This window comes from Lachnospiraceae bacterium oral taxon 500, assembly GCA_002999035.1.
In the GTDB taxonomy this organism is placed as follows: domain Bacteria; phylum Bacillota; class Clostridia; order Lachnospirales; family Vallitaleaceae; genus W11650.
In genome coordinates this window covers 2,099,378-2,112,090 of the sequence record CP027241.1, presented here as the reverse complement: position 1 = coordinate 2,112,090, position 12,713 = coordinate 2,099,378, and the positions used below count along the sequence as shown (strand labels likewise).

The window sequence follows — 12,713 nt, the reverse complement described above, 5'->3', positions numbered from 1 at the left end:
AACCCGAAAGGAAGGGAAACAAGGGCATAAATCGCTTTGAAATTATTTAATCAGCAAACACTTATTATGCTTCTGTCTGCTTAAAACCGCTAACCGTTTCATGTTGAAAAACTTTTAGAACTATCTGGACAAGCCCTATTGCCAAAACAATATGTCCAAGGCCGGAAAGCCCTTCCAGAGCAGGTTTGCTTACTATATCTTTTCCTTCACTAACGACCTCATAAATTCCTAAGAGCGTCATATTTACTATGGTAAAGGTAAATCCTGACATAAACACATAAATCGGTTTTTTCAGAGATACCATTCTCTTAGCCTCATATTCTTTAGATATCATATAAAGGATCAACATTAATAAAAATCCAAGGACTAAAACATGGACATGCAGCTTTGAAAGATGATTTTCGGCTTGATAGCCATAAAACTTTGTGAATTCTCTGTAAAAAACACCGCCGATCAATCCCATAATTAAGGATGTGTAGGATAACCCTAATATGTTTTTCTTTTCAAATCCGGTGATGAAATGGCGATATCCCAAAACAACGATGATTAAATATGCCATAGTTTTCGGCATCATAAGAGCCCCTATCATAGGATATTTATCCGCCCAAAGCACCACCGAAACATAAAATGCAAAGCTCAGCAAAATATATAAGCTCATATTTTTCAGCCCGGGTTTGGCCCTTTCCTTGTAAGACCAATAAATCAACAAGGCTCCCATTATCGCAAAGGGAATGTTTCTGTATATCCCGAACATATAATTTTCAGACATCGTACCCCAGTTATTTTGCGGAAGAACCGTTAACACAATTCTAATCAATGCCAAAGCATATATGATGTTCCTTTTCAATGTGCTGTCATCCTGGCTTTGACTTCTGTAATAGTAGTAGAACAAAACATAAAAAATTGTCATGGTTATACTGGTTATAAACTTGCCCCACGAAAGAGCGGGAGCGTTAGCTTCAAAGCCCCCATAGCTCAGATGTGATATAACTCTTGTAAGTAAGTGAAACGAATCCCCTAAGCCCAAAATTATCGCCATCACTCCAAACAGTTTCGCTTCCTTCGACTTCTCCAACAGCAGTCTTATACCCAATGATAAAACTATGCTTAAATATGCAATATCAAATATGCTTTCAACGATTGCCATAATTTATCCCTTTCTCAATCCAACTCAAATGTTTCATATATTTTTCTATAAACTGTTCCTTATTCCAGCCTTCCTGAAAGAGCCTCTCTATCAGGCTATGAATAATTGACTTTATAAAATACATTTTCTCTAAATCCATCGCTCCCTTCTCACCCATATTCTCAAACAATTCTTCCCGATTTTTATGCGATGACTCCCAGCCTTTGTTTAAATCCTCATTCCAATATAAATATCGGTTTTTATAAATCATATAGGCATTTTCGTCAAATAGGATCTCTGCAATTTCTTTGCCATATTCAACTAAAGCTTCTGTCAGATTTTTATTTTTTCGCAAAAATATCTTCATGATAATCTATTCATATAAATGCATTTTTCATTAAAATTGCGCTCTTTTATATTTTTCGAAAATGCGCCCTACACGCATTAACCGAGTCCGGGTGATATAATGCGTTGACTGCAAGAACCCAAAGCCATGCTTAAAAGCCATAAAAAAGGCTCCGGCTCTCAAACAAGAAATTGGAGAGTCAAAGCCTTCCTGCCAGCACGTTCTATCACAGCCGTCCCTGGAATGAGCATATGTATTTTTACATTACAAGGATCTCATATAAATCCTCTGTCAAATGATTCTTTAATATACCATCAGCATCTATATCTCCAAATCCATGATAAAATTCCTCTGCTACACTGCCGGCAATTGCCCCAAAAGTATCACTGTCACACAGCAAGCTGTAGATATTTCTAATAAATGATTCATAATTACTGCTTTCATAAAAGCATCGCATAGCAACCGGAACTGAGCCCTGACAGCTTTCATTCCATTTATAACGTGGTCTGATTTCATCTAAGCTGTATCCTATGCTGTATTCATATTCTCCTGTCGGATATTCCGATAAAACATAATCATAAATTTCCTGCTTAGATTTACCATGCTTTGCCATCCAGATACAAGTTGCCGTTACAACTGCCCCTTTAATACCTTCCGGATGATTATGGGAGACTTCCGCTGTTTTTGCTGCCATAGTCTGCATTTCTTCATGGTCTTCGTAAAACTCCCCCACAAAAGCCACTCTCATAGCAGAACCATTACCCCAACTGTTATATGGCTCGTGGTCCTGTCCATTTATCCACCAGAAAAATTTAGAACCATAGCCACAAAACGGATATTTCTGTCCAACTTCAACCATAGTCTCTACCAAATCAGCTTCTTGAATAAGCGCCTTTTTTATTGCAAGCATCATAACCGAATCATCAGTAAATTTTGCCTTACCCTCTATGATTAGCGGAATGTTCTGCCAATCCAAATTCTTTGGCCTCTTATACTCATACTGCGAACCTAATATATCGCCTAAAACCGCTCCTTTTATTGACATTACTTGCGCCCCCTTTTCTTTTCACCACACTTCTGATGTAATCTTCTTGATCCGCTTCTATCTAAAATATAAACAATTTTGTATATCCTTTTCTAGTAAGAATTACCTCCATTTAGATTACGTCTTCTCCTTATGCCTCTTCTAAATACCTTACGGTTTTTCCATGCTCTTTAGCATATTTAATCTCAGACTTTGTACTATCCCCAATATAACCCCCAACATTTATCACGAATATCTCGTCTGCCATATCTATCTTACGTTTATGCATATCATCCAGCATTTCCTTGGTTTTAGTTAATGTCCCTTCATCCATATTTTCCCAAACCTCAGAGTCGCCCGAATGGCCAAAAAGGCCTACGCTAATAACAATATTGCCTTCCAGTGTAAGCTTTTTCTGAACTTCCAAAAACTCATCTTTAAAACGGGTACTACCGCATAATGTAACCACCGGATACTTTCCAACCATATTTTTCTTGTGTGATAATTATAAAACGGATTATCACATCTTCCTTTCTATATCAGCTTAACCTATTTCTTTCACAAATTTGTTTAAATCTTCTCTCATTCTACCGATATGATAAGGGCTTTGTTCATCCTCCCATCCCCAAATAAGGCGATACATTCGTTCCATTGCCTGAGGATTTTTTCTGAGCAAATCTTGTAATTCGATCAATGCATCATGCCCTTCATCACTCCCAAACGGAGCTTCTTCATCACAAGGATCATAATAGATTTCATCTGAAAAATAACACCTCTATCGTCCCAACATAATACATACTATTACAAGCTTCCGGCTCTAAATCAGGAAAATCTTTCACTGCGGCACCCCAGATTACGTTTCCCTCTGAAATCCCTTTCTCCTTACATTTTCTCTCAAATTCACCTAAATCTGCAATATAGTCTTTGGCCAATTCTCGTACATTACATAAAGAAGCCCTAACAGAAAACCAAAAATCTTTTTTGTCCAATTCTTCTAAGCCCATTTCCCTGCAAAATCCACACTTTAAGTTCTCACTCGGTTTAGCTCTCTGTCCTTTCTTCCATAGTTCCCTTTCATTTTCATAAGGCTCATTATCCCAGTATTGCTCAAAATCGCTCTCTTCAAGCGTTCCGATCCATACATAATAAGTTTTCATATTTTCCCCTTCCCTTTAGCATCTACCCATGGATGTTCCACAGTGCAGATAACGGAACAAATAACCACAAAGCGAGCCGTCTTTTACAAGGTATTCTTTGGTATCTATATACCAACTCTCTCTAACCACTTTTTGATATCCTCTATTGACTCATTTGGTGAAAGCGGCATTTGATCCTCATAATTTTCATCAACTAAAACCACTTCTTTTTCTTTTGGAAAATACATCCTTATCCACAGAATAAAATTTGCGTAGTCCCAAATCCTATCCTTTGAATTAAAATACTCTATTGCAAACGTGCATCGTTTTCTATCTATTCTTAACTCAAATTGATATCGAGCCGAATATTTTTCCCAACAAATATCGTATGACAGTGACTGATTATTACTCTGCTCTGTACTTGTACCCGGATATTTTTCCTCAATATCTCTATTAAATTTTTTTATATCAAAATCCCTATTTTCTGCTTCTTTTAGATGAATAAAGCTTGTTACAGACATTCTCAACTCCAATCATCGTCAACTTTCAATTTGAAGCGCGCAAGCATAAATGAATGCGACCGCGTAGCGGGCATATTCATTTTGCGGCGCTTCACCGGCAGATAAAGAGCACGAAGTGCGGCAAATGCAAAGCATTTGGTCTGCCGGTGAACAACCAGACGACATTGCTAATTTCTACAAGTTCGGATTGTTGCTGCTATTTTCGATTTCTTCTTTAGTCATACCTGTAAGTTCCGTTACCCATAAGTGTAAGGACTTATCTGGGACAATGCATTCAAATCAATGTGAAACACGCGCCTTCTTCTTGCTTAACAGGAGAGGCTGCATCCTCTAAATTCTATCAATATACTGCCATTGATGAGTTTTCCCCGCTATCGCTTCGTAAAACCTTTTGAAAAAGCCAGTACCTACTCTTCTAGCTTTTTTAGATCATGTCCGAAAAGCGTTTCCTTTCCCGGTCGAGTGCGTGCAAGCAGATAATAGGTTTGAGTTTACAAAACGCTTCAGGAAGACTTCAACTGAATCCAACCTTACTCTATTTGAAGAAAAATTAGCCGACTATGGTATCCACCACAGAAAATCCGGCAGTTTACTCCCCGACATAATGGGAAGGTGGAACATTCTCACCGAAAAGACAATGAATACTTTTATGCCTCTCATACCTTTTATTTAAAAAACAATTAATTGCACATAACAGACGATATAATGGCTTCCCGATTCGCCTTCTTAAATGAGTCTTTCCCCAAGAAAACTTATTTAATTTTTTACATCATGGTGTAACATATGTTTGACAAACCTACAGTTTACATTTTCATTATGCGTAATCGGCATTTTCAAGATATTCTCTTAATTCCACTTTCTCTTTATACTTCTCAAGATCCATACGATAATCTTCAATATATTTTCTATGGTCAATATAATCAATTCCCTTAAGGTTGTCCTTCAATAATCTGAGGAAGTCTATTTTTTCCATAATAAGTGGAATCTCACTTCCTGACCATGACCATGTTGAAGGAAATAAGTGTATTTTCTTGAAATCTTCCAGCTTCTTGTTGGCTTTCAAAAATTCGAGAATATATGCCATTTTCCAATCCGGAAGAAAATTTACAACCACATCAATGAGTTTTTTACATCTTTCAATGTCTAAGCTGTTTTCTCGTAACTTTTCAATCAACCACGATTTTTTTCGTTCAAATATGGTTGCATCAGTTGCTTTAACAAACAGTAACCCCTCTGGTTCTTTTATACAAAAAAACTTGTCATCATCTATAAAAACCTTAAATGCATATTCCACGCATTCACGCCACTGATCGACATTCCATATTAATTCAAAAATTTTATGTTCATTACCATCTCCGCGCATATTATCTTTAATCTTAACCCAATCTACATATTCATTCCAAATAGCAGGCTGCTGTTCAAATATCTTTACAAAAAGCTTCCCATCGTAATCAACATGGCAACCAACTGTTAAAGCGCTTATATAAATACACGTCAATGCATTAATATCATTTCTAAAAAAATTAAAAATTTCCTCAATATCGTCATCATAATAGGCATAGCCCAAAAAGCTTGCCGAAAGTTCTGGATTACCCACTATCGCCTTGATTACTTCCGCTTTGAGTTCACTGTCTCGTTCACCATAACGTATCACAACTTGAACTGCAGGAATTATAGGATTATCTTTCGTTAAATTATTTAGTACAAATGTTTTATAGTCATTAACTATCTTTTCATCTATATTTTCTTCCGGTACGCACTCCCAAATTAACGACAACCAAACATCTTTCTTATCAAACACAGAATTATTTACAAAACAATACGTTGCTTCGTATCCAATATGATCAAGCATATATTTTATCTGGCGATATCCATTTAGCCTGAATGGTGCATTTGCATTAAAATACTCTTCGAGTACCTTCAAATACAGCTTACTATCGTCTTCTATGATTTCAAAAATATAATCTAAGCCCCTATTTAAAGGCCATTGCTCTCTATCATCGACTGTCTTTTTCAAAAAGTTACATACCCTAAACAATTCACGGAAATCTTTCAAATCATATGCGCTTATTTCTTTTGAGATAGACTCTTTACGTAATCGCTCCTCTTCATTTATTGTTCTACCAATTACATGCTCACGAGTCAACATTTTATATATTCTGAATTCTGGATTTCGTTCAGCAATCATGAATCGTCGGTCTGGCTTTATGCCGATTTGCTCCGCTATCTCTTTGTATCTTGCCACAAACCTCGCATCAAAAAAATCTGGTGTATTTTTGTCAATTATATATTCATATATTGTATTAAAATCTGAATATAGATATTTCTTGGAGTCCTCTTTATTCAATCCATTAAAGTGCACTCCTAAAAGAATACCATTAATAACATAATGATACTCTTCATTCTTTCGTAAAATAGCTAGATTCTTCCATATGTGAGTTCTCATATCAGCTATTTCTTCAGTGAACCCGATTGTCATTCTTACGAAATTTATCGCTCTACTATTTCTAACCTCTTCAGTGAAGGATAGTTCTGTTTTTAATGCACTTTCCGCAATTTGTAAATATAATATACTGTTATTGTAATTTTTTCCCTTTTCTGTATAGCACCACAACTTATCTATTAGGCGTGTTTCATGATTATATTTATACTTATATGAATGCTCGTCATATAAGAATCGCTCACTTAGTACAAGATAAAAATCCATTATCAGATCCGGTCTTTTTTTAAAGTACCGCATCAGAAGATCAACTGCATCCTCATAGTTCTCCGTGTACTTATAACCGCCTAATATTTCTATTTCCTTAGTCATAATATTGTGATAGTTTTTCTTAGAGTTAATATCAAAACTACATAAGTCAAAATTCACAGGTGCTTCTTGATCAATGTGATTCTTTATTATAGATAAGGCTTTATCAGGATTAACCTGGCAAAATGATTCGAGATATTCCTTTCCCTGTCCAACAGGCGCATTCTCCCAAGCAGCAATTATTGAATCTTTCATATATTTTGCACACTCTTGCGAGTTGAATATTTCCATCACCGTATTCAATGCATATACAATCTTATTACGAAATCTAGGAAATCCAATGGAAATCAAACTTTCTACACTTACCCACCTTTTCTCAAATAACACATAGTATAATATATAATTACCGAGACTCTGATCTGCAATTTTTGTAATCTCATTTTTAAACCAATCTACTAATTCCAAAGAATACAAATGTTCAATTATATTATCCTCAACAATTTCCGCACCATACAATTTCTTCATATCACTATACAACTGGTTTTCATTATTCTTTACCGGGCCAGCTATAGCAATGAAGAACAACATAAGAATATCTTCTTTTGTCAGTTTCGCTTCATCAATAATTCTTCCATAGTAATTTTTAAAAATATCCTCAGCATTACGTATTGCCCGATATCCATCATCTATTAACCTCATACCAGCAAGAAAAGCAAGCCTTATGTTTCCATTCGCAATTTCAACAATCTTCTTAAGATAATCCGAATTCACTATTCCTAAATCAGACTTCAAAATATCCCTTATTTCATCATCCTTAAATCGTCCAATTTCAATGATGCTCGGTGTTGCGTACCGCGATACCGCCTTTATTACTCTATCTTTGGCATAGTCTCTTACCGAAATAAGTACCTTAATATCAAAATCTGTTGACAATGTCAAAATAGTACCAAGCACATTATCTAGGCTTACAACCATGTTAGCATCGTCGAAGAAAACCAAATATCTTCCTGGATCAGAAATGTAATACTTAATATCCTCATATAAGAGATTTCCATTGCTTTTGACACAGAGAACTTTTGTTATTCCATCATCTTGTTTTCGACACGCTTCTACGGCCAATCTAGTCTTTCCGATTCCTGATGGTCCTGTCAATATGGTAACTTTAGTATTACGTATACTATTGCATGTCTCAGTAATCTCTGACTCTCTGTGATAAAAATCACAATTAATAGGTGCATTTATACCATTAGAATCGTAGGCTTTAATAAAATCCTCTACCTCAAAAAATTGATTTGTATCTATTGTAATGCCAAGTTCATCTTTTGCAATATGTGGATAAAGCAATGCCAAATCATGTGAAAGCGTATCTATTCCGATAAGTTCAATTTCAACACCTTCAATAGATTCCATAATACTATTAAACTGTTCTATATGAATGTTCGTGGAACAGTGACCGCAAATGATTTTTGTTATTTTATTCTTAGGCAGCAAAAGTTTCGACTCATCAAAACATGATAAAATATCATCACGTATTTTCTTTGCTGACTGTGAGCTCACAGTTCCGTAGTTTATTAAAATATAACTTCCATCATCAGTTAAGACATAGGAATCAGGTGTGCCCTTTGTAGGTTTATTAGTGCCCGTCTGAACGCCTAATGTTTGAATATTTTTAAACTTATATTTTTTATACAGATACACATCAAACAATTTTTGAAAGGCCCCTCCCTCCAATTGGATGATTGCTCTTTGAATAAGATTTACATTATTCAATACTCACACCTCCATGTATATAGTTACTAAATCTTCACTAATACTCTCTATGACTCTTTTAATCTGTTTTTCACTCCAAAATATGGGGCCTCATATTATCTTCTTCCCTTACAAATATTTTATGCATTGTATTAACCAACTCATTAAAATCGATAAAATCTCCTCTTAATTATATTTTCTATCAGCTTAACGGAAATCATAACACATTTCCAAATAATTGTTTGATTTTTTTCATTTTTGTTTATTTATCTCACCACAATCCAATTCCCATCACGCTTTGATCCGATCCTTTCTATCCTCTTCTTTTCCTGTAAAGTCTTAAATGTTCTTTCGATAGTCCTCTTTGTTACTCCTATTTGTTCTGCCAGTTCAACGGATGTTACACTCGAATTTTCTATCAAAATCTCTATTACTCTCTTTTCCGTTTTATTCAAACCTAGATTTATCAATTTCTACTCTTATACTAAACGTTACATCTGTTTTTCATCTTGAACTGGCGGAATGCTAAAAATGATATTTCCTATCTTTATTCTTGCATAAAGAAGTCCGTCTTTATAACAATATCCTTCAAACGGAGGATACTTGTCCAAAGTCTTCAGTACTTCATCAGGCAAATATCTAAAATCATAATCTCTTAATGCCCCTGCACCAATCAATCTCTCTGTTCTATATGCGTTGATTTCTTTTTCATATTTTTTGCAAAATTTCTCCTGCTCGGCTTCATAAAGTGCTAAATCTCCTTCATCCATTTTATAATATCTGTCATATCCAGCAACCCAAGAAATATGAACACACAGCAAATGTTTCTTTATCTCGGGACAATAACCTGTTGTAAAAAATTGATCTTTATTGATTTTTTTATTCTCTATGACTATTTTATCTATATACATACTTATACCAATCCCAGCCTTGCAAATCTCAATTCATACATGTATCATTTAGATTTCTTCTTACAATAAAGCAAGCTTTCTATCATAACCAAAACTAAACTTTCCGGGTTTATTTCAAATCCGTCAGATGTAATCCGCGTATTAAAGTATTCAACCGATTTATCATGATCAAGAAATTTATTGATACTGAGATACTGTTCAATCTCATCAAGTAAAAAAGCACTTTCTTTTAAAGGCAAGTCACGGAATCCGTTTGCATAATGAATGCTTTTCATAGTTCGTTTCAGCTTTGTTTTTGGATATTCTTCTTTGAGTGAATCCCTTAATAAAATAACAAGACTGTTAAAAGTTTGACTATCTAAATCATCTACTCTCATAGGAGCAATAACATTTTCATTGCATAGATGTTCTATTAATTCAATCAAATATTGCTTCAAATCAATTACGATATTTTCACCCATTGAAATAATCCCTCCTGCTATTGATTTATTATTTCACCTTGAATATTAAAATCCTAATATATCTACAAAGCAGGATTTATCAACTATTTGACAAGTCCCTTCTGTACTTCTTTTGAAAATCATCCAGATACTTTATATTCTTTCCGAATGCATAGATTCTATATGCGGTTCTTCCGTCTAAGTCAAAGCCTGGAATGTCATTTCGTTTAAAAGAAATAAACATCTGCTGCAATTCTTTTTCCGCTGCTTCAATCTCTTTACTATCCCATGTCCATGCCACCAGATGAGAATCATCTAACCGGCATTCATAAATTTGTTTAAACACATACTTAACGGCATCTTGTTGATTTTCAAAGCGCTTTTCTACATGTCTATTGCCTTTTTCCGAATATCCGAAGACATAGTCTTCGCCATCCCTGTCTAAAAACAAATCTTCCGTAATCTGATATTTCTCGACGGAAAATGAATCCATGGCATAACACTCATTTTCCATAAATTCCACCAACTTGTCGATTGTCTTTGTTCTTTCTGATATACGATTTATTAGAATCCGGCTGATATAATTCCCTCTATTCCTACTGATACAAGCAGTTGCATCAGGCATAGGAGAAATACATAACTTATCTTGATAATATGGATCCGACACAGCCGGCATAGCGTAATAAACATTTTTTTTATTTTTCAAATCTATGACCCACTTGCCGCCGAGATATTTTCTATAAGTCTCCCCGATATAAATGCCCAATCGGTCTAAAATCTTGGCGTCCGCTATTAATTCATGTGCATCGGAATAATGCTCCAAGATCCATTTTTCCAAGTCATCCAAAGAAGCCAGCGTATAATCCAGAATTAAATGATTCTCTTTGGCGAACTCATCTGTAAATTCATCCATTTTATCGGATATGTGAAATATCCATTCCTGAAAATTCTCTTGTGTATATGCCATTTTTTCTCCTTGAATTATTTGAATTTTTTATAATATTTCTGCAATTTTTATACTTCGTAACGCATGCCTATTAAAAATCACTATTCTTATATCTTGCAGAGATAAATCCTAAAATAGAAATTTGAGGTATATTCCAGTCCGACTTTGCACTTCTTTTTCTTACCGGTGTCATCTGCTTTGCAGGTTTTGGTACTTCCCTTATTATATAACCAATCCGAATTTTTTAATGCAGGTACTTTTTCAGATAAGAGATCCTTAAACTCACTGATATTCTCCAAGAAGTATCTACATGCGTTTTCAAAAACCTCTAAGTTTTCCATTTCAATTATCTCCTCGTATTCGTCCTCTAATTATCACTGTTAAAATTATTTTAGTCCGCATCCTCCCATATTCTCACCTCACCATCCAATTAAAAATCTCTCCAATATTATTTCAGCAAATAGTGACCATTACATTACCATTCACTTCTAATATTTTTTTATAGAAATCTTTCAGCTTTTGAAAGCAGTCCATTAGTTCTTCTTTTATTTCATCCACTTCTTCCTCATAATCCCAAATGTTTGGATATAAGTCTGCTTTTTTACATTCTTTCATACTGAAATTTTCCATAGCCTCCTCTATGTCAAAATGCTCAAGAGCAAAAACGATATCTTTAATCCTTGATTTTTCTGTGTAAGCTAGATATTCTTCCACATCTTCAATAGGAACCCGTCCCGCAACAGCTTCACTGAGAGGATCATTTTTTACCGGTTCGAGACTGCTTACTCCTGTAAGCACAAAATGAAGTGCATCCCACATCTTGTCTAAATCAAAAAGTATATCCGCCTCTTTACTCCGCTCTTCAACTTCTTCAAAAATCTCATCTTCTTTCGCATAAAAAGCTTTAAGCTCTTTTAAATTTTTGTCACTTAAATATTGATAATTGGCTATTATTCCCATTTTCATTTCCTCACAGATTCAATCATTGCTTAAGCTTCTTAATTCTTCGAAAGTTAATTCCTTATAATTCTTAGCTGAATTCAAAACAGAATCCGTCGTATCAGGCAATTTGCCCATAACTTTTTTGATATCTATGTCCTTAGGAAATGGGATAGTATTTTCCTCTGCATCTTCACCATTATGTGCTAAAAATAGAAACTCACCTGTCTCCCAATTTATATCAAAATAATTGCTGATACCGACTTTCGTGTCTAAATCAAAGAGCTTTTCTTCCTGATTTATGAAATTTTCATATATAAATTCCAACAAGGCTTCCTTACTTATTTTTATGATTCGGCATACATTATCTTCCACTTCTTCCCCCTTCTTGCTTGTACGAAAAATTCAAATGTTTAAATAGTCTCCAATGTTTTTGGCTAGACGAACTCAATAATTTGTATAAAACTTAGCTATCTTCTATCGAACAACTGCATAAATGGCAATATTCTTGAAATTGAGTCAGCAAACGATGCTTATCTTCCAAGTTATCTCGGCTACTTTTTTGTAGCACTCAGTATTCCTACAAAAGATAATTTAACGCTACTCTTTGTATTTTCGATTCTTTTCTATTTGTTTTCTATTCGCAAGCCTTATACTACGTTACTATACCACACCAGCACCAAATGAAAAGCGTGCTGCAAATTCAGTCAGCAGCATTCCTAAAAAATGATTATAATATTTTTCATTCTGTACTCAATACATATAAAACCGCCACAACCCCTTGTATTTACTGGGGGTGTGGTGTTGTTTTTATCTACTCCAACTC

Annotated in this window: 12 protein-coding genes and 3 pseudogenes; all 15 read right to left on the bottom strand. The window is 34.8% G+C overall.

The genetic code is table 11. The annotated features are described in order from the left end of the window. Window positions 1–64: 64 nt before the first annotated feature. The gene (locus tag C3V36_09585) at window positions 65–1,147 is read right to left on the bottom strand and encodes a beta-carotene 15,15'-monooxygenase (GenBank protein ID AVM69469.1); all 1,083 of its coding nucleotides are present in this window, start codon (window positions 1,145–1,147) and stop codon (window positions 65–67) included. Beyond that, a pseudogene (locus C3V36_09580) lies at window positions 1,134–1,493 on the bottom strand (TetR/AcrR family transcriptional regulator). The gene C3V36_09585 and the pseudogene C3V36_09580 overlap by 14 nt, the downstream one beginning before the upstream one ends. 238 nt (window positions 1,494–1,731) lie before the next feature. Continuing rightward, window positions 1,732–2,517: a hypothetical protein gene (locus C3V36_09575; GenBank protein ID AVM69468.1), complete on the bottom strand. Its 786-nt coding sequence runs from the start codon at window positions 2,515–2,517 to the stop codon at window positions 1,732–1,734. Between the two features lie 130 nt (window positions 2,518–2,647). Then, window positions 2,648–2,983 carry a hypothetical protein gene (locus C3V36_09570; protein AVM69467.1) on the bottom strand — a complete coding sequence of 112 codons (336 nt, stop codon included), beginning with the start codon at window positions 2,981–2,983 and terminating at the stop codon, window positions 2,648–2,650. A 177-nt stretch (window positions 2,984–3,160) separates the two neighbouring features. Then, window positions 3,161–3,271 (bottom strand): annotated as a pseudogene (locus C3V36_09565) (MolR family transcriptional regulator). Continuing rightward, a complete protein-coding gene (locus C3V36_09560) occupies window positions 3,252–3,653 on the bottom strand; it encodes a hypothetical protein (GenBank protein ID AVM69466.1) in 402 nt (133 codons plus the stop codon). Before C3V36_09560 ends, C3V36_09565 begins: the two are co-directional and overlap by 20 nt. A 104-nt stretch (window positions 3,654–3,757) precedes the next feature. Beyond that, on the bottom strand, window positions 3,758–4,153 hold the full coding sequence (locus C3V36_09555; GenBank protein AVM69465.1) for a hypothetical protein: 396 nt from the start codon (window positions 4,151–4,153) through the stop codon (window positions 3,758–3,760). Between the two features lie 814 nt (window positions 4,154–4,967). Then, a complete protein-coding gene (locus C3V36_09550; GenBank protein AVM69464.1) occupies window positions 4,968–8,672 on the bottom strand; it encodes a hypothetical protein in 3,705 nt (1,234 codons plus the stop codon). Between the two features lie 245 nt (window positions 8,673–8,917). After that, on the bottom strand, window positions 8,918–9,118 hold the full coding sequence (locus tag C3V36_09545; GenBank protein AVM70507.1) for a transcriptional regulator: 201 nt from the start codon (window positions 9,116–9,118) through the stop codon (window positions 8,918–8,920). A 24-nt stretch (window positions 9,119–9,142) separates the two neighbouring features. Further along, complete coding sequence (locus C3V36_09540) at window positions 9,143–9,562, bottom strand: hypothetical protein (protein ID AVM69463.1); 420 nt, start codon at window positions 9,560–9,562, stop codon at window positions 9,143–9,145. Window positions 9,563–9,606: 44 nt separating this feature from the next. After that, window positions 9,607–10,023, bottom strand: coding sequence for a hypothetical protein (locus C3V36_09535; protein AVM69462.1), 417 nt, complete (start codon window positions 10,021–10,023; stop codon window positions 9,607–9,609). A 79-nt stretch (window positions 10,024–10,102) separates the two neighbouring features. Then, window positions 10,103–10,969 (bottom strand): hypothetical protein, encoded by an 867-nt coding sequence (locus C3V36_09530; protein AVM69461.1) that lies wholly within the window; start codon window positions 10,967–10,969, stop codon window positions 10,103–10,105. 70 nt (window positions 10,970–11,039) lie between these two features. Then, window positions 11,040–11,289: pseudogene (locus C3V36_09525) on the bottom strand (hypothetical protein). A 112-nt stretch (window positions 11,290–11,401) separates the two neighbouring features. After that, a complete protein-coding gene (locus C3V36_09520; GenBank protein AVM69460.1) occupies window positions 11,402–11,908 on the bottom strand; it encodes a DUF1877 domain-containing protein in 507 nt (168 codons plus the stop codon). Between the two features lie 18 nt (window positions 11,909–11,926). Further along, window positions 11,927–12,262, bottom strand: coding sequence for a hypothetical protein (locus tag C3V36_09515; protein ID AVM69459.1), 336 nt, complete (start codon window positions 12,260–12,262; stop codon window positions 11,927–11,929). Between the last annotated feature and the right edge of the window lie 451 nt (window positions 12,263–12,713).

Bases quoted from the DNA above. Each gene is read 5' to 3' on its own strand.
- C3V36_09585 (AVM69469.1), bottom strand. From the start codon at position 1,147: ATGGCAATCGTTGAAAGCATATTTGATATTGCATATTTAAGCATAGTT.
- C3V36_09575 (AVM69468.1), bottom strand. From the start codon at position 2,517: ATGTCAATAAAAGGAGCGGTTTTAGGCGATATATTAGGTTCGCAGTAT.
- C3V36_09570 (AVM69467.1), bottom strand. From the start codon at position 2,983: ATGGTTGGAAAGTATCCGGTGGTTACATTATGCGGTAGTACCCGTTTT.
- C3V36_09560 (AVM69466.1), bottom strand. From the start codon at position 3,653: ATGAAAACTTATTATGTATGGATCGGAACGCTTGAAGAGAGCGATTTT.
- C3V36_09555 (AVM69465.1), bottom strand. From the start codon at position 4,153: ATGTCTGTAACAAGCTTTATTCATCTAAAAGAAGCAGAAAATAGGGAT.
- C3V36_09540 (AVM69463.1), bottom strand. From the start codon at position 9,562: ATGTATATAGATAAAATAGTCATAGAGAATAAAAAAATCAATAAAGAT.
- C3V36_09535 (AVM69462.1), bottom strand. From the start codon at position 10,023: ATGGGTGAAAATATCGTAATTGATTTGAAGCAATATTTGATTGAATTA.
- C3V36_09530 (AVM69461.1), bottom strand. From the start codon at position 10,969: ATGGCATATACACAAGAGAATTTTCAGGAATGGATATTTCACATATCC.
- C3V36_09520 (AVM69460.1), bottom strand. From the start codon at position 11,908: ATGGGAATAATAGCCAATTATCAATATTTAAGTGACAAAAATTTAAAA.